The organism is Kribbella sp. NPDC020701, assembly GCF_055562215.1.
In genome coordinates, this window is the sequence record NZ_JBVHFT010000016.1 from 107,802 (window position 1) to 130,931 (window position 23,130).

25 protein-coding genes are annotated in these 23,130 nt (G+C 68.1%); 14 read left to right on the plus strand and 11 right to left on the minus strand.

The window, feature by feature from the left end:
- The first annotated feature begins 51 nt into the window (after nucleotides 1-51).
- Both ACZ3HV_RS32760 and ACZ3HV_RS32765 read left to right on the plus strand, forming a co-directional pair.
- Nucleotides 52-1,041: a Rossmann-fold NAD(P)-binding domain-containing protein gene (locus ACZ3HV_RS32760; RefSeq protein WP_465689998.1), complete on the plus strand. Its 990-nt coding sequence runs from the start codon at nucleotides 52-54 to the stop codon at nucleotides 1,039-1,041.
- A gap of 11 nt (nucleotides 1,042-1,052) precedes the next feature.
- Nucleotides 1,053-1,544, plus strand: coding sequence for a metallophosphoesterase family protein (locus ACZ3HV_RS32765; protein WP_465690000.1), 492 nt, complete (start codon nucleotides 1,053-1,055; stop codon nucleotides 1,542-1,544).
- 95 nt (nucleotides 1,545-1,639) lie between these two features.
- Here the strand turns inward: ACZ3HV_RS32765 and ACZ3HV_RS32770 are convergent, their stop codons facing one another.
- Complete coding sequence (locus tag ACZ3HV_RS32770) at nucleotides 1,640-1,795, minus strand: hypothetical protein (protein WP_166677970.1); 156 nt, start codon at nucleotides 1,793-1,795, stop codon at nucleotides 1,640-1,642.
- A 151-nt stretch (nucleotides 1,796-1,946) separates the two neighbouring features.
- Here ACZ3HV_RS32770 and ACZ3HV_RS32775 point away from each other — a divergent pair, with 151 nt between their 5' ends.
- The 3 genes from ACZ3HV_RS32775 (at nucleotide 1,947) to ACZ3HV_RS32785 (ending at nucleotide 4,301) form a co-directional block, all read left to right on the plus strand.
- Nucleotides 1,947-2,447 (plus strand): hypothetical protein, encoded by a 501-nt coding sequence (locus tag ACZ3HV_RS32775; RefSeq protein WP_465690002.1) that lies wholly within the window; start codon nucleotides 1,947-1,949, stop codon nucleotides 2,445-2,447.
- A gap of 73 nt (nucleotides 2,448-2,520) precedes the next feature.
- The gene (locus ACZ3HV_RS32780; RefSeq protein WP_465690004.1) at nucleotides 2,521-3,750 is read left to right on the plus strand and encodes an exonuclease domain-containing protein; all 1,230 of its coding nucleotides are present in this window, start codon (nucleotides 2,521-2,523) and stop codon (nucleotides 3,748-3,750) included.
- 26 nt (nucleotides 3,751-3,776) lie between these two features.
- Nucleotides 3,777-4,301, plus strand: a complete 525-nt coding sequence (locus ACZ3HV_RS32785; protein ID WP_465690006.1) for an orotate phosphoribosyltransferase — start codon at nucleotides 3,777-3,779, stop codon at nucleotides 4,299-4,301.
- Between the two features lie 14 nt (nucleotides 4,302-4,315).
- On the opposite strand, the gene ACZ3HV_RS32790 is transcribed toward ACZ3HV_RS32785, so the two are convergent.
- Both ACZ3HV_RS32790 and ACZ3HV_RS32795 read right to left on the minus strand, forming a co-directional pair.
- Nucleotides 4,316-4,582 (minus strand): hypothetical protein, encoded by a 267-nt coding sequence (locus ACZ3HV_RS32790; protein WP_465690008.1) that lies wholly within the window; start codon nucleotides 4,580-4,582, stop codon nucleotides 4,316-4,318.
- 77 nt (nucleotides 4,583-4,659) lie between these two features.
- Entirely contained in the window at nucleotides 4,660-5,148 is a 489-nt protein-coding gene (locus tag ACZ3HV_RS32795; RefSeq protein WP_360369831.1) for an FBP domain-containing protein, read from the minus strand.
- A gap of 242 nt (nucleotides 5,149-5,390) precedes the next feature.
- Between ACZ3HV_RS32795 and ACZ3HV_RS32800 the strand changes: the two genes are divergently transcribed.
- The gene (locus ACZ3HV_RS32800; RefSeq protein WP_465690010.1) at nucleotides 5,391-5,942 is read left to right on the plus strand and encodes a YceI family protein; all 552 of its coding nucleotides are present in this window, start codon (nucleotides 5,391-5,393) and stop codon (nucleotides 5,940-5,942) included.
- A 370-nt stretch (nucleotides 5,943-6,312) separates the two neighbouring features.
- On the plus strand, nucleotides 6,313-6,816 hold the full coding sequence (locus ACZ3HV_RS32805) for a hypothetical protein (protein WP_465690012.1): 504 nt from the start codon (nucleotides 6,313-6,315) through the stop codon (nucleotides 6,814-6,816).
- 378 nt (nucleotides 6,817-7,194) lie between these two features.
- Here ACZ3HV_RS32805 and ACZ3HV_RS32810 read toward each other — a convergent pair whose 3' ends face one another.
- Nucleotides 7,195-7,752: a hypothetical protein gene (locus ACZ3HV_RS32810; protein WP_465690013.1), complete on the minus strand. Its 558-nt coding sequence runs from the start codon at nucleotides 7,750-7,752 to the stop codon at nucleotides 7,195-7,197.
- A 253-nt stretch (nucleotides 7,753-8,005) separates the two neighbouring features.
- Here ACZ3HV_RS32810 and ACZ3HV_RS32815 point away from each other — a divergent pair, with 253 nt between their 5' ends.
- From ACZ3HV_RS32815 to ACZ3HV_RS32830, 4 genes are read left to right on the plus strand one after another with little or no spacing between them, the layout of a single operon-like run.
- Complete coding sequence (locus tag ACZ3HV_RS32815) at nucleotides 8,006-8,701, plus strand: hypothetical protein (RefSeq protein ID WP_465690014.1); 696 nt, start codon at nucleotides 8,006-8,008, stop codon at nucleotides 8,699-8,701.
- Between the two features lie 14 nt (nucleotides 8,702-8,715).
- Nucleotides 8,716-9,915 carry a sensor histidine kinase gene (locus ACZ3HV_RS32820; protein ID WP_465690016.1) on the plus strand — a complete coding sequence of 400 codons (1,200 nt, stop codon included), beginning with the start codon at nucleotides 8,716-8,718 and terminating at the stop codon, nucleotides 9,913-9,915.
- Nucleotides 9,890-10,555, plus strand: a complete 666-nt coding sequence (locus ACZ3HV_RS32825) for a response regulator (RefSeq protein WP_465690018.1) — start codon at nucleotides 9,890-9,892, stop codon at nucleotides 10,553-10,555. Before ACZ3HV_RS32820 ends, ACZ3HV_RS32825 begins: the two co-directional genes overlap by 26 nt.
- Before the next feature lie 34 nt (nucleotides 10,556-10,589).
- Nucleotides 10,590-10,964: an MmcQ/YjbR family DNA-binding protein gene (locus ACZ3HV_RS32830; protein ID WP_465690020.1), complete on the plus strand. Its 375-nt coding sequence runs from the start codon at nucleotides 10,590-10,592 to the stop codon at nucleotides 10,962-10,964.
- Here ACZ3HV_RS32830 and ACZ3HV_RS32835 read toward each other — a convergent pair.
- Nucleotides 10,937-11,605, minus strand: coding sequence for a maleylpyruvate isomerase N-terminal domain-containing protein (locus ACZ3HV_RS32835; protein ID WP_465690022.1), 669 nt, complete (start codon nucleotides 11,603-11,605; stop codon nucleotides 10,937-10,939). The genes ACZ3HV_RS32830 and ACZ3HV_RS32835 overlap by 28 nt on opposite strands.
- A 28-nt stretch (nucleotides 11,606-11,633) precedes the next feature.
- Between ACZ3HV_RS32835 and ACZ3HV_RS32840 the strand changes: the two genes are divergently transcribed.
- Together ACZ3HV_RS32840 and pgm are read left to right on the plus strand one after the other, a co-directional pair.
- Nucleotides 11,634-13,109 carry a fused MFS/spermidine synthase gene (locus tag ACZ3HV_RS32840; protein WP_465690024.1) on the plus strand — a complete coding sequence of 492 codons (1,476 nt, stop codon included), beginning with the start codon at nucleotides 11,634-11,636 and terminating at the stop codon, nucleotides 13,107-13,109.
- A 52-nt stretch (nucleotides 13,110-13,161) separates the two neighbouring features.
- Nucleotides 13,162-14,784 carry a phosphoglucomutase (alpha-D-glucose-1,6-bisphosphate-dependent) gene (gene pgm / locus ACZ3HV_RS32845; protein WP_465690025.1) on the plus strand — a complete coding sequence of 541 codons (1,623 nt, stop codon included), beginning with the start codon at nucleotides 13,162-13,164 and terminating at the stop codon, nucleotides 14,782-14,784.
- On the opposite strand, the gene ACZ3HV_RS32850 is transcribed toward pgm, so the two are convergent.
- Together ACZ3HV_RS32850 and ACZ3HV_RS32855 are read right to left on the minus strand one after the other, a co-directional pair.
- Entirely contained in the window at nucleotides 14,781-15,167 is a 387-nt protein-coding gene (locus tag ACZ3HV_RS32850) for a DUF3037 domain-containing protein (RefSeq protein WP_360369862.1), read from the minus strand. The two genes, pgm and ACZ3HV_RS32850, sit on opposite strands and share 4 nt — an antisense overlap.
- Nucleotides 15,164-15,901, minus strand: coding sequence for a HipA family kinase (locus ACZ3HV_RS32855; protein ID WP_465690028.1), 738 nt, complete (start codon nucleotides 15,899-15,901; stop codon nucleotides 15,164-15,166). The genes ACZ3HV_RS32850 and ACZ3HV_RS32855 overlap by 4 nt, the downstream gene beginning before the upstream one ends.
- A 48-nt stretch (nucleotides 15,902-15,949) precedes the next feature.
- Here ACZ3HV_RS32855 and ACZ3HV_RS32860 point away from each other — a divergent pair, with 48 nt between their 5' ends.
- Entirely contained in the window at nucleotides 15,950-16,999 is a 1,050-nt protein-coding gene (locus ACZ3HV_RS32860) for a carboxylate-amine ligase (protein ID WP_465690029.1), read from the plus strand.
- On the opposite strand, the gene ACZ3HV_RS32865 is transcribed toward ACZ3HV_RS32860, so the two are convergent.
- From ACZ3HV_RS32865 to ACZ3HV_RS32880, 4 genes are all read right to left on the minus strand, one after another.
- Nucleotides 16,996-18,774 carry a glycerophosphodiester phosphodiesterase family protein gene (locus ACZ3HV_RS32865; RefSeq protein WP_465690031.1) on the minus strand — a complete coding sequence of 593 codons (1,779 nt, stop codon included), beginning with the start codon at nucleotides 18,772-18,774 and terminating at the stop codon, nucleotides 16,996-16,998. The two genes, ACZ3HV_RS32860 and ACZ3HV_RS32865, sit on opposite strands and share 4 nt — an antisense overlap.
- Nucleotides 18,775-18,897: 123 nt before the next feature.
- Nucleotides 18,898-19,617, minus strand: coding sequence for a hypothetical protein (locus tag ACZ3HV_RS32870; RefSeq protein WP_465690033.1), 720 nt, complete (start codon nucleotides 19,615-19,617; stop codon nucleotides 18,898-18,900).
- A 46-nt stretch (nucleotides 19,618-19,663) separates the two neighbouring features.
- Nucleotides 19,664-22,321: an ABC transporter permease gene (locus ACZ3HV_RS32875; protein ID WP_465690035.1), complete on the minus strand. Its 2,658-nt coding sequence runs from the start codon at nucleotides 22,319-22,321 to the stop codon at nucleotides 19,664-19,666.
- A complete protein-coding gene (locus ACZ3HV_RS32880; protein WP_465690037.1) occupies nucleotides 22,318-23,067 on the minus strand; it encodes an ABC transporter ATP-binding protein in 750 nt (249 codons plus the stop codon). The genes ACZ3HV_RS32875 and ACZ3HV_RS32880 overlap by 4 nt, the downstream gene beginning before the upstream one ends.
- Nucleotides 23,068-23,130 lie beyond the last annotated feature (63 nt).

Consider the following 23,130-nt stretch of genomic DNA (forward strand, 5'->3'; position numbering starts at 1 on the left):
CTCGGCAAAGATGTCTGGGTTTTGTCGGCGAGGCCTGATTGGCTTGCCCGCATGGAGATTCTGATCCTCGGTGGGACGGCGTGGCTCGGTCGTGAGATCGCGACGCAGGCGTTGGCGCGCGGGCATTCGGTCACCTGCGTGGCCCGTGGTGAGAGTGGCGAGGTCGCGGCCGGGGCCACGTTGATCGCGGCCGACCGCAGCCGCCCGGATGCGTACGGCGCTGTGCCCGAGAAGGACTGGGATGCGGTGTTCGAGGTGTCGTGGCAACCGGGATTCGTGCGTGGCGCGTTGGCGGCGTTCGGTCCGCGGGCGAAGCATTGGACCTACGTGTCATCGGGCAACGCGTACGAGAAGTTCGACACGCCAGGCGCCGACGAGTCCGCCGTACTGCGGGAGCCGACCGAGCTGGACGTGGCCGAGCGGGAGCAGTACGGCGAGGCGAAGGTCGCCAGCGAACTGGCTTCGCGGGAAGCAGTGGGGGATCGGCTCGTGATCGCGCGGGCCGGCCTGATCGGCGGGCCGGGGGACAAGAGCGATCGGGCCGGAGCGTGGGTCGCGCGGGCGGCACGAGCGCCGGAGGAGCCGATGCTCGTGCCGGACACGCCCGATCTCGCGACTTCCGTGATCGACGTGCGGGACCTCGCATCGTGGTTGCTGGATTGTGCGGCGGAGGGCCGGACGGGGACGTTCGATGCCGTCGGACCGGTGGTGCCGTTCGGCGAGTGGATCGAGCTCGTGCGCGAGGTCGGTGGTCATACCGGACCGGTCGTGCTCGCGCCGCGGGCGTGGTTGGAGGAGCAGAAGGTCGAGCAGTACATGGGGCCGGATTCGCTGGCGATGTGGATCACCGAGCCTGGGTACGAGGGTTGGTCGTCTCGCAGCGGCGCTGCGGCGCTCGCGGCCGGGTTGACGCACCGGTCGCGGCGAGAGTTCCTGGTGGACACGCTGGCCTGGGAGCGGGAGCTCGGACTGGATCGAGAGCGGCGCGCCGGGCTGAGTCCCGCAAAGGAGAAGGAGTTGATCGAGTCACTGCAGGCATAGAGAGTGGGCGCATGCGTTTGGTGCTGATCTCGGACACTCATCTGCCGGTGCGGGCGAAGAAGCTGCCTGAGCCGGTCTGGGACGCGGTCGAGCGTGCCGACGTGGTCATCCATGCTGGGGACTGGGTGAACGTCGGATTGCTGGACGAGTTGGAGTCTCGTGCGGCCCGGTTGATCGGGTGCTGGGGCAACAACGACGGTCCGGAGCTACGGGCGCGGTTGCCCGAGGTCGCACGGGTGACGCTCGACGGGCTGTCGGTTGCCGTCGTGCACGAGACCGGGCCGGCCAAGGGGCGCGAGGAGCGCTGCGAGAAGGATTATCCGGGCGTGGATCTGCTGGTGTTCGGCCACAGCCACATCCCGTGGGACACGACGAGCCCCGGTGGGCTGCGGTTGCTGAACCCGGGATCGCCGACGGATCGGCGCCGGCAGCCGTACTGCACCTACCAGACCGCCACCATCACGGCCGGTCGCCTCGAGAAAGTTGCTCTCCACAACCTTTGACCAGGGCAACGACTTCGGCCGGGCGTGCGGGATCAGCGCCGTACCACCGAGCTACGGCGTACCTCGCACCCCCGGCCGATCGTTCGACCGGGAGATCAGGCGTTCGCTGCTTCCTTGACCCGCGTCTTGAGCCGGTCGCGAACCTCTTCCGGCGTGTAAGCGCGGCGCTTCCGCTCGCCCCGCGCGACCACTACGCCCGTTGCGGCCACGCCGACGAGCCCCGCAAGTCCTACCACCTTCCATACCTTCATGCGGACTAATCTAGCGACTGTGGACAGCCGGATTTCACTGGATGACGCTACGGAACTGACACGAACAGGTGACATTTGGCTGTTCCGTGGCGAAAGCGCTGCGGATCGCGCCATCCAGCTCACGACGAACAGCCCGGTCAACCACGTCGGCATGGCGATCGTGATCGAAGATCTGCCGCCGCTGATGTGGCACGCCGAACTGGGTCGCTCGCTGCCGGACGTGTGGACCGGGACCCACCACCGTGGCGTGCAGTTGCACGATCTGCGCGACGCGGTGCTGGTGTGGGGACGCAAGTACGGTCAACGCGCCTGGTTGCGGCAGCTCGATCACCCTGTCACGCGGGAGATGGAGGACGCCGTACTGCGGACTGTCGCAAGGCTGGACGGTACGCCGTTCCCGTCGACGGCTCGGTTGGCGTCGCGATGGGTGCGTGGACGGGTGCCGGCGATCCGGCGCGGATCGCGGGAGCTCGAGCTGGAGTCGGCGTACTGCGCTGAGGTGGTCGCGGTGACGTACGAGGAGATGGGGTTGCTGAGCGGACGGCGGCCGAACTGGTACGACCCGGGACGGTTCTGGAGTGGTGACGAACTCGAGTTGGCCCACGGCGCCCGATTGGGTGACGAGATCGCCGTCGATATCCCCGATGCCTGACTCGACGGAAACTGTCGGCGCCGTGTGATTGGGTTGTTCCAGTCGGTCATCGAGCCGGAGGAGGGCCCTGGGAATGTACGCCGTCATCGATACTGAGACGACTGGCCTGCTGCCGAGTCATCGGCATCGGGTGATCGAGATCGCCGTCGTGCTGCTGGACGCTCGCGGGCAGGTCGAGCGCGAGTGGGTGACGTTGCTGAATCCGCAGCGCGATCTCGGTCCTCAACATATTCACGGGATTCTCACCGCCGACGTGCTCGCGGCGCCGGACTTCGCGGACGTCGCGCAGCAGTTGGGGGAGCTGCTCGCGGGGCGGATGGTTGTCGGGCACAACGTTGAGTTCGACCTCGGGTTCCTGCGGGCGGAGTTCGCCCGGCTGGGCGTCGCGGTGCCGCTGATCACCGAGCGGTCGATGTGCACGATGGCGCTCGCCGGTTATCTCTACCCGGGCGCGAAGCGGACGCTTGGCGCGTGTTGTGCGGCGGCGGGGATCTCGATCGAGGGATGGCATTCCGCGCTGGCCGACACCCGGGCCACGGCTGAGCTTTTCGGTCAGTATTTGCAGGCGTTTCCGTCACCACCGCCGTGGCAGTGGGCCTACGAGGAGGTCAGCCGGCTGCAATGGCCGCCGCTCCCGGGGACGGACGTGGCGCCGACCGTTCGGCCGGTGCATGCCGGTGGGCGACATGGGTGGATGAGCCGGCTCGTCGACCAGTTGCCGCGCGTCCCCGAGCCGCCGCAGGCCGATTCGTACCTCGCCCTGCTCGACATGATTCTCGCCAATCGGGAGATCACGGCCGCCGACGCGGATCAGTTGGTGCAGGCGGCGACCGACCTCGGTCTCGCGCGCTCGGAGGTGAAGCACCTACACCAGTACTACGTTTCCGCGCTCGCGGAGGTGTCGTGGGCTGATGGAGCGATCACGGCGGATCAGCGGAACGATCTCGACCGGGTGGCGGTGATGCTCGGGCAGCGGGCGACGGATGTCGATGAGGCGCTGCTCCGTGCGAGTCGCGGGCGGTACGTCGTACCGGCTCGTCCGGGGGCACGCGGGTTTCCGCGGGGGAGCACGATGGTGTTCACGGGCGACATGGTGGAGCCGCGGGAAGTCTGGTGGGATCGGGCGGTGGCGGCGGGGTTCGTCCCGCAGGAGGCCGTTCGGCCGGACACCACGTTCGTGGTTGCCGCTGACATCGACAGCTTGTCGGTCAAAGCGCGGGTCGCGCGTGAGCTCAACATCCCGATCATCTCGGCCGAGGACTTCCGCCGCTTACTGCCGGCGGATGAGCGGAGGGCCGGCTAACCGGGTTCGCCGGTTAGGGTGCGGGCGTGAATCGTGAAGAGTTGGGGCGCCGGATCTACGCGGCTGCTCATCTGACTGGGGAGTTCGTACTGCGGTCGGGGCAGACGACGAACGAGTACTTCGACAAGTATCGCTTCGAGGCGGATCCGGTGCTGCTGGACGCGGTTGCCGAGGCGATGGTCCCACTCGTGCCCGCGGACACTGAGGTGCTGGCTGGGCTCGAGATGGGCGGGATCCCGGTGGTGACCGCGCTCGGACGTCGTACCGGGCTGCCGTGTGCGTTCGTACGGAAGGAAGCGAAGGCGTACGGGACGCGTCGGCTCGCCGAGGGGGCCGAGACCGCGGGGCGGCGGGTGACGATCGTCGAGGACGTCGTCACGACGGGCGGGCAGATCGTGCTGTCCACTCAGGATCTGCGTGCACTGGGTGCCGAGATCAGCGACGCCCTCTGCGTCATCAACCGCAACCCCATCACCCCGGCACCGCTGACCGAAGCCGGCCTGACCCTCCACGCCCTCCTGACGTCAGAGGATCTGACGCCCCAGAGCTGAGCTCCGGGTGCGGACTAGACCTGTTCTTGTTCGTCGTCGTCTTCGCGTTCGATCTCGAAGCGGAGTTGCTTGCCGGAGCGGATCCGTTCGATCGCCGCCAGGCAGGCCGGCTCGCTCATGTGGACGCCGATCTCGGCAAGCTTGTGGCGCAGCACGAGCGAGGCGTCCTCGGCGGAGCGGGAGCTGGTCTCATTGATCGCCTCGATGGTGGTGGCGGTGAGCTGCTCGCGGATGTCGGGGTGAACCTTGTGGATCTCGTGGGTGATTCTGAACTCCGTCATCGCGACTCGCTCTCCCTTTCACCACGGGCCGGTGTGTTACTGATCCCAGCGTAGTGTCCCGGAGCCAGGTCGGCCCGCTACGCGAGGACGCGATTTACGAAACCTTCAAGACGTGCCGCGAGCCGGACGGCGCGGACCTCCGGCGTGACGGTTTCACCTTGCGGTACGTCGAGTTCGCGCAGACCGCGGACGTACAGCGAACACGCCAGGTCCGCGCAGATGTACATCCCGACCGTGTTACCGTCCCGGCCGGCCGAACCGGCTCGGCGAGCGGCGAACAGAGCGACGTCGGTGAGGTGGTGTGCGGTGTTGCACAGGTCGCACAATCCGGCGCCCCGGCGTGGTGCGCCCGAGGTCTGGGTCTTCACCGCGATCCCGGTGACCTCGGCATCCCGGCGTACCACGAGGTAGCCGCGGTTGGGCGCCTTCGGGTCACGCCAGCCGAGGTAGTCCAGCGACTCCCAGGGGAGCTCGGTGAAACCCGGCGGCAGCGTCATCGCCTTGACCTGGCTCTTGGACGAGTTGACGAACGAGCGTCTGATCTCGTCAGCGCTGAGCGGTTCCACGACGGTTCTCCGATCTTTCGACCACCCATGACACCTGGTGCCGTCGTAGGCCCGCAACCGATTAACCGCCGTCGCTTGTTGCTGGGGGCAACAGTCAGCTGTCGGCGTGGCCGGTGGTCCGGGGTCCACAGGCTGGACACGGCGGAGGCGGGGGTGGACTTCCGGACCAGATGGGTGAAAGCTGGACAGTGAAAACTTCAACTAACCCCCAAGTTTCACTCTAGCCCCTGGAGGATTCCGGTATGTCCAACGAGTACGCCGCACTGTCCGGTGACTACACGATCGACACCGCGCACAGCCGGGTCGGGTTCGTGGCCCGGCACGCGATGGTGACGAAGGTGCGGGGATCGTTCGACGAGTTCGAGGGGTCGATCCACATCGACGGCGACAACCCGGCGAACTCGTCCGGGCGGGTGACGATCCAGGCCAAGAGCATCAACACCCGCAACAGCCAGCGCGACGAGCACCTGCGCAGCAACGACTTCCTCGACATGGACAACAACTCCGAGATCACGTTCGCCTCGAGCGGGATCAAACAGACCGGGGACGCGGAGTTCGTGGTGTCCGGCGACCTGTCGATCCGCGGGGTGTCGAAGCCGGTCGAGGTCGCGTTCGAGTACACCGGGTCCGCGACCGACCCGTTCGGCAACCAGCGGCTCGGGCTCGAGGGCTCCGTGGTGATCAACCGCAAGGACTACGGCGTCAGCTGGAACGCGGCCCTCGAAGGCGGCGGCGTCCTGGTCAGCGAAAAGGTAACCCTGGAGATCGAGGTCTCCGCCATCAGGAACAGCTGAGCTCTTCGACCAGCGCCCTACCCGAGATCCCGCGGCTGCCCGATTGGCAACCGCGGGATCTTCACGTAGACGAACAGACGCGCGCGGTGCGCTGAATGAGTGATCGCTGAGCTGGCGAGGTGCTGGCGAGAGTTGATTGAGCGGGTGGTGGATGCCTACGGGTGGTGGTCGAGCGGGTGGTGGATGCCGACCAGTGTTGGTCGAGCGGGTGGGATGCCGGCTAGCCGCGGCCAGCCGTTGGGGAGTGCCGGCGGGTGGGTGGAGTGCTTCGGGTTTGTGGCGGTGGGGTCACGATTGGGTGTGTTCGGGGTACGGGCGTGGTGGCCTGGGCAGACTCGGGGTGAGTGCCGGCTAGGTCAGGGGTCCGCCGATGATCGACACGAGACTGGGGCGTTGGTTGTTGCCGTTGTTCGGGCGCCGGCGCGGTGGGCGACGTACGCCCGAGATGTTCCGGCCGCGCGGGACGAGTTCGCGGGTGAGCCGGCTGGCAGCGCAGTACGACGCCGACGTGGACGCTGCACTGCAACGGTTGTGGCCGAAGGCGCGGATCTATCACGATCGTGAGTTCACCCGGGATCGGGCCGACTTCCTGCTCGTGGTGCGCGGGCGCGGCGTGATGGTCGAGACGAAGGTGAAGAGCGATCCCGGTGTGTTCCGTGGGTCGACGCTCCCGCCGTTGCTGGACCGGTTGCAGCGCGATGGTCGGCGGCTGGTCGTCGTACTCAACCAGGGCGATCCGACCCCGGCCCGCGAACTCATCGCCACCAAACTCGGCGACAAAGGCTGCGTCGTCGTCTGGTCCGGCCCCGAACACGACGCCGACCTCCGAGGAGCAGTAGAAAGCCTCCTCCACCAAATGGTCCGCCACCACTAAATCGCCCGCACCCGCAAACCCCGCTGACGCACCAGCCGAGAGCACTGACGCAGCAGCGCGGAGAGAGGTGGTCTCTCTCCGCGCTGCGGGGCTCCGGTCGCGAGGTGTGCCGGGTGGCGGCGAGCCGGAGACGTGTGCGGCCGAGCTAGTGGGCGTTCAGCTGGTGGCGCTGGCCGGCGGCTGGGCGTGGGTTGGTGCGGCGACGTGCCCGAGGTGGATGGCGCCCTCCCGGCTGGGTGGCGTCCGGGGTGGTGCGGCCCGGGTCAGCGGTGTTCGGTCTGGTGATGCTGCACGGGCTGTCGGGTGTTGGAGTGGTGCGGCTGGACTGGCGGGCGTTCGGGGTGGTGCTGGGGTGTTTGGGGTGAGGTGGGCGGGTGGTTAGCAGGTGGTGGGGGTGGTGGTGCCGCCGTCTACTACCCAGTGGCCTTGGAGTTGTTGGACTCGCATTTGGTCCAGCCAGCGGGTGGGGGTGGAGGTGGGGAGGACCGAGTGGCCTCTGGCGTTGACGGTGCGGGCTGCGGTGGTGTCGTAGCAGGCGTTCACGATGACGCCGTTCGATGCGAGGGTGCGTTTGGCCCACAGGACCGTGGTGGTGCCGGTGTTGTGGAGCTTCTTGGTGCGGAAGTACTTCGCCTGGGCGCTGATCGCCTGGAGCATCTTCGGCGTCATCGCCGGCGCGAGTTGGCTGATCTTGCTGCCGCCGCTGCGCATCATCTGGTCGAGCGCGACGCGGTAGTCGTAGTAGGCCTTCACGACCGGATCGTCCGTGCCTTCCGGGTCGGATTGGCCGGTGACCTCGTCGGTGAGGCCGTGCTTGGATGCTTTGCCGGCGCCGGGCGCTGCGGCCGACGCACCGGACGCGGTGTCGGTGCCGCAGCCGGCGAGCATCAAAACCGGGAGCACCATGGCGGTCACTGCCAGGTTCCGAATGCGCATGGTGTCCCAACCTCCTGGTGGACGCGGCATCGCCGCTAGCGCCGTCGGGCACCCCAGGTGTGCACTTGCGAGCCGTGCACGCCCAATCCGGCACTGACCGTGTAACGTCACAACACGGACCGTGGTCACTGTGACCTGGATCACAGTCGACCCCCTACCCGGGTACCGGTCATGATCTCGCTCGTCGGCGGGATGTGCCGGAGGCCCCTGATTCCTAGCCTCGATCTCAGGACTTGAGTCCCGAGGAGAGACGATGACGGACACGCTCACCAACCGCCCGGCCACGACGAACCAACCGCAGCCGGCCCGAGACCCGCAGCCGGCCCGAGACCCGCAGCCGGCCCGAGACCCGCAGCCGGGTCGGCGCGGCGGTGGCTGGTTGCGGCGGTTGGGCCGGGCGATCGCGTACGACGTACTGCTGGTGCCGGCCGGCGTACTGACGATGGCCGACGCGGTGCTCGACGAGAAGGACACGGCGATCCGGCGCTGGCGACGGCAGGCTCGACTGCTGCACCCAGAGCAGCCGACAGGCGGCGCGGCTCCGAGCGGGGCTGAGGCGCGGGGTCGGGTCGAGCCGGCGGTTGGGGTGGGGTGGGTGTTTGGGGTTGGGTTGGTTAGTTCGGTGGTGGGGCTGGTTAGTTGGTTCTTGGGGTTGCTTGTCGTGATGGCGGTGGTTCGGGGGCCCTTCTACGGGTTTGTGGAGGATGGGCCGTTCGGGCCCGGGACTTGGGGTGGGCCGACCAAGGCGGGGGCTTGGGTGGTGCATGCGGCTGTTGCGGTGCCGGCGATCGGGGTGTTCCTGCTGGCATTGCGGGGGATCGCGGGGCTGCAGGCGCGGCTGGTTCGAAGGCTTGACGGGACGGCGGGTGCGCGGTGGGTGCTTCCGGCAACTATCGCGGTGGCGACCGGGGGCTTGATGTTCTTCTGGTCCTGGCTGCAGCAGCTGTGATCTAGGGTCCAACCGTGAGGGAGGAGCAGATCGGGTGGCCGCGCGGGCGGTGGGCGTGGGTTGCCGGGCTCGGGGTCGCGGCGTTGCTGGTGCTGACGGTCATGGATCTGAGTCAGCACTACCGCGTCTCGCTCGGCGCCGTACTCGCGCTGGCGATGGCCCGAGCACTCGGGCTGTGCCTGGCCTGGCTGCGGCCGCGGATCGCGGTGATCGTCTCGCTCGCGACCACGGCGATCACGGCCGCGGTGACGACGCCGATCAGCACGAGCGAACCATGGCCGTGGGGGACTACCGCGGCTTTCGGCCACGCGTTCGTACTCGCGGTCGCCGCCGTGCGGGGCCTCGGACGCCGAGAGCTCATGGCCTGGTGGGTCGGCACGCAGATCGTCGGCGTTGTTGCCACGGCGCTCGCGCCGGACCGCGGCAGCTGGCCAGGGCTGGTCACCTCGGCGGTGATGTCCGCGATCGCCATCGTGGTCGGCGACCTGCTGCGGACGCGGGGCGAGACGCGCCGCCGGCTGGTCGAGCAGGAGAACATCAGCAAGAGCGAACGCGCCGAACGGGCGAGGTTGCAGGAGCGAGCCAGGATCGCCCGCGAACTGCACGATGTCGTCGCGCACCACCTGTCGGTCGTGGTGGTCCGGGCGGACAGTGCGCCGCACCGGTTGGCTGACGTGCAGGACGACGTACGCGCGGAGTTCGCCGAGATCGCCGAGGCGGCGCGGGCTTCGCTGACGGAGATGCGCCAGGTGTTGCGGTTGTTGCGGGAGCCCGTGGAGAAACCGACGCTGGGACCGCAGCCAGGGCTGGAGCAGCTGGCGGAGTTGGTGAAAAGCACGCGTCGAGCTGGAGCCGATGTGCGGCTGACCTCCAACGAACCGACCGGACTCGATCCCGCCGTCGAGCTGACGGCGTACCGGGTCGTGCAGGAGGCGTTGAGCAACGCCGTCCGGCATGCGCCGGGATCTGTGGTGAGGGTGGACGTTCGGCAGGTCGGCGACGCGCTTGAGGTGAGCGTAACCAATGGGAGGGCGCGGGAAGCAGTACCGGACCGCGAAGGCAGCGGACATGGGTTGGTGGGGATGCGGGAGCGGGTGGCGCTCGTGGAGGGCACCGTGGACGCGGGTCCGACCCCGGAAGGCGGTTATCTGGTGGCGGTGTCGATACCGGTCGGGGAGGAGGTGGCGAGTGACGATCAGCGTGTTGGTGGTTGACGACCAGGAGATGGTCCGCGCCGGGTTCAGTGCACTGCTGGACGCGCAGGCCGATCTCGAGGTGGTCGGCCAGGCCGGCGACGGCGCCGAAGCGGTCGTACTGGCGGCCGCGCTGCACCCGGACGTGATCCTGATGGACGTGCGCATGCCGGTGCTGGACGGCCTGGCCGCGACCCGCCGCATCCTGGAAGCCGCGGCGGCCGGCGACTCGCCGCGCGTCATCATGCTCACTACCTTCGACCTCGACGACTACGTGTACGCCGCACTCCGCGCGGGCGCGAGCGGCTTCCTCCTCAAGCACTCAACCCCCGACGAGCTCGCCGCGGCGGTGCGGATCGTCGCGGCCGGCGACGCACTGCTCGCGCCCTCGGTGACGCGCCGCCTGGTCGAGGACTTCGCCCGGGCGCAACCCGTCGTACCGATCGCGCCGGTGCACCTCACGCCGCGCGAGACCGACGTACTGCGGTTGGTCGCACGGGGACTGTCCAACCGGCAGATCGCGGCGGAGCTCGTCCTCGCGGAGCAGACGGTGAAGACGCATGTCAGCAACATCCTGACCAAGCTGGACCTCCGCGACCGCGCCCAGGCCGTGGTCTACGCCTATGAAGCAGGCGTTGTCATCCCAAGGCCGCGACGCTGAACAAAGGGACACTGAACAAAGGGACACTAGGCAAATGGATGTCCTGGAGCGTGTGCGCAGCCTGTGCCTGGCAATGCCCGAGGCGACCGAACGACCGAGTCACGGCGAGCCGACCTGGTTCGTGCGGGACAAGAAGACGTTCGTCATGTACGCCGACCAGCACCACGACGACCGGGTCGCGGTGTGGATGGCGGCGCCACCCGGCGTGCAGGAGTCACTGGTCGAGGAGGACCCCGAGCACTTCTTCCGGCCGCCGTACGTCGGTCATCGCGGCTGGCTCGGCGTCTACCTGGATGTCGAGGTCGACTGGGAGCACTTCGAGGACCTGGTCGAGAGCGCGTTCCGCCAGATCGCACCCAAGACGCTGATCGCCCGCCTGGATCAGTCGGCCAACGGCACCGAGGTCTGAGGCAGCCGAGCGAGATCCAGACTCCAGTTGACGGCATGCTCAGGCGTCTCCCACTCCCACTCCTGGATCTGCCGAGCACTGCGCCGTCCGAAGATCGCCCGGAAGAGCTTGTACGACGATGTCCGCACGACAGCGTCCGGACCGTCGGAACCGGCCGAGTACGTGCCGTCCGGAGTGACTACCGTCAACGGCCCCGGCTCGTCGAGCATCCAGTCGAGGACGGCGAGCCATACCTCCGTCGGAGGCCTGCCACTGCCGATCGCACCATGCAGATCGGCCTCATGCGTCCCGGTGTCCACCCACGGGCTGCAAACGAGCGGATGCGACGTCGTGCCGCTCACGACCAACTCCTCCAGCTTCGGTCCGACAACGGCCCACTCATCCAGGACGGTTGCGATCGGCAGATTGCGCCGGGTCTCCACCTGAACCGCGGTCCACGGCGGTCGTGGGGCGCCGGCGAGGTTGCCCGCCACGAAGTCCGCCGCGACGCCGGTCAGATGCGACACGAGGTTGTGCACGCTCCACTGCGGGCAAGCGGGCACTTGCTGGTCGAGCTCGGCCGGGGTGAGATCACGCACCGCAGTGGTCACTCGCTCCCGGCTTGCGCGGTACAGGTCGGCGCTGGTCTTCGCATCGGTCACCGTCTCATTGCACCGGTAGGGTGACGCGGTGAGCAAGGGTGAGGATGGGCCAGTGGGCCAGAAGCTGGCGATCGCGCTGGCGTTCGGCAGTTCGGCCGCTGTGATGGTGCTGGAACTCGTGTCGTTGCGGCTGGTCGCGCCGTACATCGGACTGACGCTGGAGACGAACACCGCCGTCATCGGGGTCGCACTGGCCGCGATCGCGACCGGGGCCGCACTAGGCGGGCGGTTCGCGGACATGATCCCGCCGACTCGCACACTGGGCCCGCTGATCCTGTCCGCCGGCGCACTGGTGCTGCTGATCCTCCCCGTCGTCCGCTGGACCGGTGATGCGGTCAGAGGAAGTGCCAACGACCTGGTGTTCGCCGTACTCGCGCTGACCCTGTTCGCACCCGCGTCACTGCTGGCCGCCGTCACACCGATGGTGACCAAGCTGCGCCTGTCCACGCTGGCCGAGACCGGCACCGTGGTCGGCCGGCTGTCCGCCTATGCCACGGTCGGCGGGATCGTCGGCACCGTACTGACCGGGTTCCTCTTCGTCGCGACCGCCCCGATCAGCACGATCGTGCTCACGCTCGGCGCTGTACTCGCGGTGACCGGAGCCGCGCTCACCGTCGTACTGCGAGGTATACAGGCCGCCGTGAAGCCGGTGGCCCTCGCACTGGTCGGCGCGACGCTCACTCTGGTCGCACCACGGCCCTGTGAGGTGGAGACGGCGTACCACTGTGCTCGTGTCGGCGTGGACCCGAATCGGGAGAGCGGACGGACGCTGTACCTGGACGAGCTCCGGCATTCGTACGTCGACCTGAAGGACCCGACCTATCTGGAGTTCGAGTACATCAAGAGCTTCGCGGCCGCGATCAACAGCAGCTGGGCCGACGAACGGCGGCTGGACGCGCTGCACGTCGGCGGTGGCGGTCTCACCATGCCGCGCTACCTGACCGCGACCCGGCCGGGGACCAAGAACCAGGTGTACGAGATCGACCCGGCGGTGGTCGAGCTGGACAAGCGGGAGCTCGGGGTGCAGACCGGTCCGGACCTCGCGGTGACGGTCCGGGACGGGCGGCTCGGAGTGCGGGCGGAAGCGACGGACAGCCGGGATCTGATCATCATGGACGCCTTCAGCGGGCTGTCGGTGCCCTGGCACCTCACCACTCGGGAGCTGATCGCCGACATCAGCCGGGTACTGCGGCCGGACGGTGTCTACCTGGTCAACGTGATCGACCATGGCAATGCTCTGTTCGCCAAGGCCGAGATCAAGACCGTTCAGGCGGAATTCGAGTACGTCGCGGTGATCGCGCGCAAGGACGAGTTCTCCGGGCAGACCGGCGGCAACTTCGTGCTGGTCGGGTCGGACCGGCCGATCGACGTCGCGGCGATCGGCTCACGGCTGGAGCCGAAGATGGAGGTCCGGGACCAGCCGACCGACTTCGTCGGCGACGCGCCGATCCTGACCGACGACTACGCACCGGTCGAACAGCTGCTCACGCCGTACGAGAGCTGAGACACCCGTCCCGGGAGTTGTGATCTGGGGCGCGGGCTTGTTGCATGAGGTCATGCACCCACGCGCAGGCCAGCCCGCACAGCCCGAGGACCTCGTCGACGTCGACGCGCTGCTCAAGGCGTACGACGACATCACCCCGGATGTGCAGAACCCAGCCCAGAAGGTGGTCTTCGGTACGTCGGGCCACCGCGGCTCGAGCCTGGACGGTGCCTTCAACGAGGCGCATATCCTGGCCATCACCCAGGCCATCTGCGAGTACCGGGCCGGTGAAGGGACCACCGGCCCACTTCTGGTCGGCCGGGACAGCCATGGTCTCTCCGAGCCGGCCTGGCGCACGGTGCTCGAGGTGCTGGCGGGCAACGACGTACAGACGCTGGTGGACAGCGCTGACCGGCTCACGCCGACCCCTGCGGTGTCCCACGCCATCCTGCGGCTCAACCGCGGTGCCGGCGCCGGTGCGGACGGCATCGTCATCACACCGTCGCACAACCCGCCGCGCGACGGCGGTATCAAGTACAACCCGCCGCATGGCGGCCCGGCCGACTCCGACGCGACCGGCTGGATCGCGGCCCGGGCGAACGAGCTGATCGCCGGCGGCAACCGCGAGGTACGGCGGAAGCCGTTCGAGCAGGCCCGTCAGCACGCGGGGGAGTACGACTTCGTCGGCCACTACGTCGACGACCTCCCCGCCGTACTGAACCTGGACGCGATCCGGACGGCCGGCGTGCACATCGGCGCGGACCCGCTGGGCGGTGCGAGCGTGGACTACTGGGCCGCCATCGCCGAGCGGCACCGCCTTGACCTGACCGTGGTGAACCCGAGGATCGACCCGGCCTGGTCGTTCATGACGCTGGATCACGACGGCAAGATCCGGATGGACTGCTCCTCGCCGTACGCGATGGCTTCGCTGGTCGCGCAGCGGGACCGGTACGACGTGGCCACCGGCAACGACGCGGACGCGGACCGCCATGGCATCGTCACCCCGGACGCCGGCCTGATGAACCCGAACCACTACCTCGCCGTCGCCATCTCCTACCTGTTCGCCAACCGCCAGTGGGGGCCGGACGTCGCCGTCGGCAAGACGCTGGTGTCGTCGTCCCTGATCGACCGCGTGGTGGCCGACCTGGGCCGGCGGCTGTGGGAGGTCCCGGTCGGCTTCAAGTGGTTCGTGCCGGGGCTGATCGACGGCTCGGTCGGCTTCGGTGGCGAAGAGTCGGCCGGGGCGAGCTTCCTGCGCTTCGACGGCTCGGTGTGGACGACGGACAAGGACGGCATCCTGCTGGCGTTGCTGGCCAGTGAAATCACCGCGGTGACCGGTGAGACGCCGTCACAGGCGCACGCCAAGCTCGTCGAGCGGTTCGGCGCATCGGCGTACTCACGGGTGGACGCGCCGGCCACGCGTGAGCAGAAGGCCAAACTGTCGGCCCTGTCCGCGGATGCGGTCACCGCGACCGAGTTGGCCGGTGAGCCGATCGTGGACCGGCTGACGAGTGCGCCGGGCAACGGCGCGGCGATCGGCGGGCTGAAGGTCACCACGGAGTCGGCGTGGTTCGCGGCGCGCCCTTCCGGCACGGAGGACCTCTACAAGATCTATGGCGAGTCCTTCAAGGGCGCCGACCACCTCAAGCAGGTCTTCGAGCAGGCTCGCGACGTCGTGTCGGCCGCGCTGGCCTAGCGGACGAAGGCGTCGAGCAACCGGTCCAGATCCGCGGCGGGGTCGTTGGTGAGCCCGCTGTGGATCGGTCCGGGGTGTACGACGGTGCTGCGAGGCGCAGCGAGCCAACGGAAGCGCTCACCGATCCGGGTGGCCGCAGCCGGTCCACCGTTCGGGTCACCGGCGCAGATGGCCCGGATCTGCTCCAGCGACGCGCAGACGACGTCCACGTCCACCGCGGGGTCGAGTGCCTTCAGCCGTGACGGCTCCACGTCCCAGGCCGCGCCGAGGAAGTCCATGGCCCGGCAGTACAGCACCGCACCCACGTTGACGAACTCACCACGCTGGATCCGCGGCGCCGCGCGCAGGATCACGTAGTCGAAGGGCACCAGGTCCGAACTCATCGCCGTCCTCCCGGCAGCCAGGCCGACCGGTCTGCCAGTCGTGCGGTCAGATGGCCGAGATAGCGCTCTCTGTCCCCGTCCTCGATCCACTCCTCCGGCACGAGCCCGATCACCTCGGTCAGCAGCGCCGGTGTGATCGCCGCGGCCAGCTCCTCGTCCACCGCGCGTACGCCGGGTGTGGCGACGGAGAACACGTGGTCCGAGGCGTCGTACGGGAGGCCGGCGAACTTCTCCGCGGACATCCAGGAATGGTGGAAGTACAACGCGGCTCCGTGGTCGATCAGCCAGAGGTTCTTGTGCCAGACCAGCAGGTTCGTGTTCCGCCAGGACCGGTCGACGTTGGCGACGAGCGCGTCCAGCCAGAGGATCCGGGCCATGGCGTCGTCGCCGGGGTTGCCGGCCGAGCCGTCGTACCCGAAGGAGCCGGGCAGGAAGTCGACTGCCAGGTTCAGGCCGGCGCTGCGGATCAGCAGTTCCTGGATCTCGAAGTCCGGCTCGGACTTGCCGATCGCCGGATCGAGCTGGATCAGCTTGAGCTCGGGCACCCGCAGGCCGAGGCGGCGGAACAGTTCGCCCACGATCACCTCGGCGACCAGCGCTTTCGGGCCCTGTCCGGCGCCGTGGAACTTGATCACGTAGGTGCCGAGATCGTTGCCTTCGACAACACCAGGTAACGAGCCGCCCTCCCGCAACGGCAGCACGTAGCGGGTCGCGGTGACGATCGGCAGACTCACGCCGCAGAGCCTAGCCGCCGCCGGTTTGTCAGCGGGTACCGGCCGAGGGTGAGGCATCCTTCGTTCGGAGTCGAGGAAGAGCTGTTGCTGGTGTCCGCCACCGGCCAACCGCTCCCGCGCAGCAAGGCGGTCGTGGCGGACCTGCAGGACGTGGAGCTCGAGCTGACGCGAGCCATGGTCGAGATCAACACTCCGGTCTGTGACACGTCGACCGAGTTGCGTGTGCACTTGGCGGAGATGCGGTCCAAGCTCGCCAAGGCCGCCGCGGAGCAGGGCGCCCGGCTGCTCGCGATCGGCGTCCTTCCGCACGGTGAGGCGGCGCAGCCGATCACGAAGAAGCCCCGCTACCAGGAGCTGGCCGAGCAGTGGGGGTTGCTGGCGCGCGAGCAGTGTGTCTGCGGTTGTCATGTGCATGTGGACGTGCCGGACAAAGAGGCAGGTACCAAGGTCAGCAACCACCTGCGGCCGTGGCTGCCGGCACTCCTCGCACTGACCGCGAACTCACCGATCTATCGGCAACAGGACACCGGCTTCGCGAGCTGGCGCTGGTTGATGACGACGCGCTGGCCGTGTGCCGGCCCGCCGCCGTACCTGGAGTCGTTCGAGCACTTCGACGCGCTGGTGGCGATGCACATGGCGGCAGGCACGTTGATCGACGAACGGATGGTCTATTGGGACGTCCGGCCGTCCACACATCTGCCGACGGTCGAGGTCCGAGTCAGCGACGTGCCGCGCACCATTGACGAGACCGTGCTGCTGGCCACGCTGATCCGTGCGCTCGTGATGACTGCGCTGGACGACGGCGGCCGAGGCCCGAAGCTCGAGCCGGAGGTACTACGGGCCGCCCACTGGCTGGCGGCGCGTGATGGCGTCACCGGTGGTGGGTTGGATGCGCGGAGCGGCGAACCACTGCCCATGGCCCAGGTCATCGAGCGACTGCGCCGGCATGTCGAGCCGGCGCTTCAGGAGCTCGACGCGGTGGAACTGGTGAACGATGGCATCCAACGCGCACTGGTGGACGGGAACGGCGCGGTCAAACAACGCAAGGCCTTCCGTGAGGGCAGGGATGTCCTCGCCCTCACGGAAGTGACGCCTTAGCTGCGGAGGAAGTCCTCCAGACCGTGCAGGTCGTCAGTATTCAGGTAGTCGACACCCGCTGCGGCTAGCTCACTCCACAACGCCTCCCGGGCCGCGCCCGGAGTGTCCGGCGTCGCCCAGAAGCGGACTCGGTAGCCGGAGTGGTGGGCGGAAGCCACGATGTCGTGCAGCTTGGTCCGCTCGGCCTCCGGCATCGGGCCGAGACCGTTCCAGGTGAAGACATTCGTCCAGTTGTCGCTCACCAGTGGCATCAGCGACGCCGGCATCCCGGACTGCAGGTCGCTGAGCCGGCCGTCGTACCCGGCGTACCGGATCTCCTGCGCCTTCAGTACGTCGAGCGGCCGGTTGCCGCTGATCACCGACGTCACCGCGCCCTTGAGCACACGTCCGTTGACGAACACCGTGCTGATGCCGCGGTACTCCTCCAGTGCCTTGTCGATAGCGGCGTACGTCGATGGTCCGTCGCTCTTGATGTCGATGAGCAGCTGGAAGTCCCGACCGTGCTTGTAGACCTGCCCGTGGTTCTCACGGACCCGGTCCGCCAGCGGTTTCAGGTAGAGGCTCTCCAGTGTGCGCCCTGGCTGGACCGCGTCCAGATCGTGCGCGACCCGCAGCTCACCGTCCACCAGCCAGACGTCCGCCTCGACGCTGTTGAAGCCACGGTCCAGTGCGTCCTGCAGCGGTCGCCGGTGGTCGTAGTCGTTGTGCGCGTGCGCCGAGGGCAGCGCTCGTACGGCGGGAGCGTCGTACGCCTTCGGGAGCTTGAACCCGTTGTCCCGTACGACGGAACGCAGCCGGTCCGGATAGTCGGTGATGAGCCCGTCGACACCCTTGTCGATCAGCGACTGCATCGTCGCCGGGTCGTCGACCGTCCACGGGACCACCTTCATTCCGGCCTTGTGCGCCGACTTCACCATGTCCTCGGTGACATAGGGCTTGTACGCCGGATCCGTCACCTTCCCGTCCTGCGGGAAGCCGTGCACCGGTGAGATCGCGGAGGCACCGAACGACTTGGTCGCCTTGACCAGATCGCCGCCGAAGTCGTCGATGTCGATCCCGCCCAGCCACGGCGACTTGCCGGGCTGGCCGACCTGCAGGAAGTCGTAGTTCGTCAAAGCGACCAGCGGCAGTTCCGGCGCGACCTGGTGCATCCGCATCAGCGAACCCCAGTCGAAGCTCTGGATGGTCACCTGGCGGGCGATCCGCGCCTTGCGGATCTCCTGGGCGACCACCTGGACGAACTGCTCGCGTGGCGCGGTCTCCGACGGCGCACCGGCTTCGACCTTGGTCTCGATGTTCAGCTTCACGCCGTACGCCTGGTAGCGATGCACCAGCGAGAAGATGTCGCGCAACTCCGGCATCCGGGCGCCCGGGTCGGGCTGCTGGCCGGGGAATCCGGCCTGCGGCAGCGAACCGCAGTCCAGCTGCTTGACCTGCTTGAGGGTCAGCGTGTTGATGAACTTGCCGACGTACGGGTACTCGGGGTCGTTCGGGGTGTACGGCGCGGTGTCGCGGCACTTGCTGCCGGTGACCTTGCGGTCGTGCGTCACGACGGCGTACCCGTCCTGGGTGATCTGGACGTCGAGCTCCAGTGTGCTGACGCCGAGCTCGAGGCCGTGCGAGAACGACGCGATCGTGCTCTCCACGGTGAGTCCGAGACCACCGCGGTGGGCCTGGACGTCGAAGTCGCCACGGCTGGCGGCAGCGGGGCCTGCTGGGAGCAGCAGACCCGCGATGAAGGCAAACGGAAGTAGCGCGCGCGGAAGGCGTCGCATGAGGGGTTCCTTCCGGAGGGTATGGGCGGACGCCCCTGAGGCTGGCTGGCCCAGGGATACCTATGTCCTCGTGAAGGTAGCCGACTCAAGGCCAACGGGTGACCGCCGCGTGTCGCCGCCCGGCTACGGAACGGAGCTGATCTCCCGGGCCGACTCCGATTCCGCGGTCACCGAGCCGTCCTTGAAGGCGGAATCGAGCTTGCCCTCGGTACGGCGGGTCAGCGTGAGCCGGACCTGACACCGGGAGATGTCCTGGCCCGGTGTCGGAGTCGTGGTCACCTGCTTGATCGAGCCGGCCGCGATGGTGGCCCACGTACGGCCGGGTTCGAGGTCGAGGCTGCCTTCCTGCACACACTCGCCGGCCCACGTGAGCACCGACGGCAGCTGCGACGGCTGACTTTCGAACCGTACGGCGATGTCCCGTCGGCGCGAGTACGACGTACCGGCTGCGGGCGCGACCAGCCGGACCCGCTCGGGCAGGCGCACCGTCGACGTGGGGGCCGAGTCGTCGTCACCGCCGCGCTTGAGGCTGAACGTGATCTCAGTTCCCGCCGCGACCACACCGTCGAGCCGGTTGCTGTAACTGGTGACCCCGGCAGCCCGGTGATGCCGCAGTACGGCGTCCTTCCCGCCACCCGACGCGCTGATCTCCTCACCGTCGCCGAGCTCCACGAAGGTGAGCGTGCCGACCCGCAGCGACGCACTCACGTCCGCGGCGTCGGTCCCTTCGGGCAGCGTGACGACGAGGTTGGCGGTGATCCCACTGGTCCGGATGTCCTTCGACTCGACGGTCGAACAACCAGTGAGCACAAGTACGACAGCGAGGGCGGCGATTCGCTTCACAGCCAGCGAAGCTAGCACCGCCCGGGATTATCGAGCCTGCGTACAACTACTCGTACTGCAGGGCTTCGAGTGGGTTCAGCTTGGCGGCGCGGCGGGCTGGCCAGATTGCGGCGAAGATGCCGACGACCACCGAGACGACGGCGAAGATGATCAGCTGGGAGACAGGGATGGTGAAGGAGATCTCGTCGAGCCGTGCGGCCAGGAGGGAGGCGAGCAGGAGGCCGAGGACGATTCCGATCACCGCGCCGATCAGAGCGGTGATCACGCTCTCCTGCCGGATCATCTTCCGCACTTGTCCTCTGGTCAGACCGATCGCGCGCAGCATTCCGAGCTCACGGGTCCGCTCGAAGACGGTCAGCACCAGGGTGTTCACGATGCCGAACAGGCTGACCAGCACCGACAGCGCCAGCAGGACATACAGCACGTTCAGCAAGCTCTTGATGCTGTCGGTCTGGGCGTCCTTGAACTGTTCGATGGTCACCGCCTTGGCGTTCGGGAACGAACTCAGGGCAGCGTTCAGCGTGGCGGTGTTCTCGGGGGTCACCCCGCCCTGCATGTTCAGGAAGGTGTAGATGTTCTGCGGTTGGGGCGTCGCGGAGTCGAACGTGCTCGTCGCGATCGTCACGTTCCCGAACGGCGATCCGCCCGCGGGCGGCTTGAAGATCCCGCGCACCTGGAACGGGAGCATCTTGCCGGTCACCATCGTCAGGGTGATGGGCGATCCCAGGCTGAGCGAGTGCTCCTTGGCGTAGTCGGCGTCCACGATCGCGCCGTCCGGATCCAGCTCGGACAATGACGCCTGCGAGCCGGCTTGCCAGTCGAAGTTGAGCAGCTGGGACGCGGTCTGGTCGATGGCGGTGATCGAGATGGTCTTGTCGAACGCGCTGGCCTGTCCACCGCGGACACTGGTCACTTCCCCGACCGCCGGCACCTGGGCTACCGCGGCGGCCGCCGTCGGCGGCAACGGGCTGAAGTTGTTCTGCGCGGTGATCGCGTAGTCGGAGCTGGAGATCCGGTCGACCGCGTCCTCGAACGGCTTGATCAGGCCGGCCCCCAGCGTGGCGACCAGGGTGACCAGGGCCAGCCCGATCATCAGTGCCGCCGCGGTGGACGCCGTCCGATGGGGATCGCGCCGGCTGTTCTGGCCACCGATCGTGACGGCCGGCCCGTCGGGGAGTACGCGGGGGAACTCGGGATGCCGTCCGAACAGACGCCGGATCGCCCAGAAGGGAACCAGAATGATCGGCCAGATCAGTGCCGTCAGTACGACGACCGCCCACCGCGCGATCGGATCCGACACGGCCGCGAGCGGACGGACGAGTCGCGCGGAGAACGCGGCGATCCCGAGGAACAGCAGCAGCACCCCGGCGCCGAGCATCGCCAGCAGCGTGCTCGTCTTCAACCCGTTGACGAACAGGCCGACCAGCACCAACGCGACTCCGGCGGCGGCCAGCAGCGCGGCCCCCAGCGGACGGTAGCGATGCAACCGTCCGGGCGCGAGCGTCGCGCCTTCGCGGACCGCCGCGATCGGCGGCACCCGCGTCGCCCGCCACGCCGGTCGCAGGCTGGCCAGGACCGTCACCACCACGCCGACCACCAGCGCGACGATGATGGTCCGGGTCTCGAACACCAGCCCGTTGTTGGGCAGCGTGAAGCCGATCGCGTCGAACAGCTTGAACAGGCCTGTCGCGATGGCGAGCCCAAGGAACAGACCGATCACGGCGGAGACAAGACCGGTGACCAGTGCCTCCAGCACGACCGAGCCGAGGATCTGCCGGCGGGACGCGCCGAGAGTCCGCAGGGTGGCGAACTCGCGGGTGCGCTGGGCGATCGTGATCGACAACGAGTTCGCGATCACGAACGAGCCGACGAACAAGGCGATCGCGCCGAACACGAGCAGGAACGTCTGCAGGAAGTTCAGGAACTCCGTCGTGCCGGCGGCGTCCTCGGCGGCCTGCGCCTCGGCGGTCCGGACCTGGGTTCCTTCGGGGAGGATGCGCTGTACCGCGTCCACGAGTTGCTGGTCGCTGGTGCCGCCCTTGGCGGCGATCAGGATCTGGTCGAGCTTGCCGGGTTTGTCGAGCAGCTTCTGCGCGGTGTCCAGATCGAACCCTGCCAGCGTCGCTCCGCCGATCGACGACACCGCACCGAACTCGACCAGCCCGGAGATCCGCATCCGCTCCTCCGCACCGCGCGCCTGGACGCCGATCTCGTCGCCGGCCTTGAATCCCTTCTTCTCGGCTGTTTGGGTGTCGATGACCACCTCGCCGGGGGTCGGCCAGGATCCCGAGACCAGCGCGAGCGAGTTGAACTGCGGGACCTCGGGATCGACGCTGAACCCGAGGTTCGGCGCGCCGCCGAAGACGATCGCCTTGCCGTCGTTGCCGATGAGTTGCGCCTCGCCGCCGACCGCCCCGCCCGCCGCGCCGACCTCGGGCAGGTCACGAACCTTCTGCAAGAGGTCCGCCGAGAACGGTGGCGCCGTGACGGTCCCGTCCTCGGCCGCATCGAACGCGGTCTTCCCGGTGATCGCGGCGTCGGTGTTCTTGTAGTTCTCGGTGAAGATCGAGTCGAACGCGGACGTGATCGAGTCCGTCAGGACGTACGTCCCCGAGATCAGCGCGACCCCGAGGACGACGCCGATCGCGGTCAGCGCCGTACGGAGCTTGCGGGCCAGCAGGCCCTGTAACGCGAACCGGATCACTGGAGGTCCAGCGTGTCGATGATCTGCAGGATCTCGTGCTGGTTGGACCGGCCGGTCTCCTTCACGATCTCGCCGTCGGCCAGGTACAGCACCCGGTCGGCCATCGCGGCAGCCTTGGCGTCGTGCGTCACCATCACCGTGGTCTGGCCGTACTCCTCGACCGACGACCGCATCAGTGTGAGGATCTCGCCGCTGGTCCGGGAGTCGAGGTTGCCGGTCGGCTCGTCGGCGAACACCACGGTCGGTCGCGACACCAGGGCGCGCGCGATCGCCACACGCTGTTGCTGGCCGCCGGACAGCTCGGCCGGCCGGTGCTCGAGGCGGTCGGCCAGACCGACCCGTTCGACCAGGCCGTCGACGAACCCCTGGTCCGGCTTCACCCCGGCGATCGTGAGCGGCAGCAGGATGTTGTCGCGGGCGGTGAGCATCGGCAGCAGGTTGAAGAATTGGAAGATGAAGCCGATGTGCCGGCGGCGCAGCTTGGTCAGCGCGTCGTCACCGAGCGTCGTGATCTCGATACCGTCGATCTTCACCGAGCCCGACGTCGGACGGTCCAGACCGGCCAGGATGTGCATCAGCGTCGACTTGCCCGACCCGGACGGTCCCATCACCGCGGTGAGCTGGCCGGGCTCGATCTGCACGCTCACACCGCGCAGCGCCCGGACCGCGGTGTCCCCCTCGCCGTAGACGCGAACGACGTCCGTCGCGTCCACGACCTCGATGACACCAGCAACTGTCCCCTCCATGGCCGATCGCCCTCCCTGGCTGATCAGCGGCCCACCCCCCGGCAGACCGGTCAACGACTTCCA

What these genes read in the sequence shown, in the direction of transcription:
- ACZ3HV_RS32760 (WP_465689998.1), top strand. Translation starts at nt 52, where the DNA reads ATGGAGATTCTGATCCTCGGTGGGACGGCGTGGCTCGGTCGTGAGATC.
- ACZ3HV_RS32765 (WP_465690000.1), top strand. Translation starts at nt 1,053, where the DNA reads ATGCGTTTGGTGCTGATCTCGGACACTCATCTGCCGGTGCGGGCGAAG.
- ACZ3HV_RS32770 (WP_166677970.1), bottom strand. Translation starts at nt 1,795, where the DNA reads ATGAAGGTATGGAAGGTGGTAGGACTTGCGGGGCTCGTCGGCGTGGCC.
- ACZ3HV_RS32775 (WP_465690002.1), top strand. Translation starts at nt 1,947, where the DNA reads ATGGCGATCGTGATCGAAGATCTGCCGCCGCTGATGTGGCACGCCGAA.
- ACZ3HV_RS32780 (WP_465690004.1), top strand. Translation starts at nt 2,521, where the DNA reads ATGTACGCCGTCATCGATACTGAGACGACTGGCCTGCTGCCGAGTCAT.
- ACZ3HV_RS32790 (WP_465690008.1), bottom strand. Translation starts at nt 4,582, where the DNA reads ATGACGGAGTTCAGAATCACCCACGAGATCCACAAGGTTCACCCCGAC.
- ACZ3HV_RS32800 (WP_465690010.1), top strand. Translation starts at nt 5,391, where the DNA reads ATGTCCAACGAGTACGCCGCACTGTCCGGTGACTACACGATCGACACC.
- ACZ3HV_RS32805 (WP_465690012.1), top strand. Translation starts at nt 6,313, where the DNA reads ATGATCGACACGAGACTGGGGCGTTGGTTGTTGCCGTTGTTCGGGCGC.
- ACZ3HV_RS32810 (WP_465690013.1), bottom strand. Translation starts at nt 7,752, where the DNA reads ATGCGCATTCGGAACCTGGCAGTGACCGCCATGGTGCTCCCGGTTTTG.
- ACZ3HV_RS32815 (WP_465690014.1), top strand. Translation starts at nt 8,006, where the DNA reads ATGACGGACACGCTCACCAACCGCCCGGCCACGACGAACCAACCGCAG.
- ACZ3HV_RS32830 (WP_465690020.1), top strand. Translation starts at nt 10,590, where the DNA reads ATGGATGTCCTGGAGCGTGTGCGCAGCCTGTGCCTGGCAATGCCCGAG.
- pgm (WP_465690025.1), top strand. Translation starts at nt 13,162, where the DNA reads ATGCACCCACGCGCAGGCCAGCCCGCACAGCCCGAGGACCTCGTCGAC.
- ACZ3HV_RS32850 (WP_360369862.1), bottom strand. Translation starts at nt 15,167, where the DNA reads ATGAGTTCGGACCTGGTGCCCTTCGACTACGTGATCCTGCGCGCGGCG.
- ACZ3HV_RS32865 (WP_465690031.1), bottom strand. Translation starts at nt 18,774, where the DNA reads ATGCGACGCCTTCCGCGCGCGCTACTTCCGTTTGCCTTCATCGCGGGT.
- ACZ3HV_RS32880 (WP_465690037.1), bottom strand. Translation starts at nt 23,067, where the DNA reads ATGGAGGGGACAGTTGCTGGTGTCATCGAGGTCGTGGACGCGACGGAC.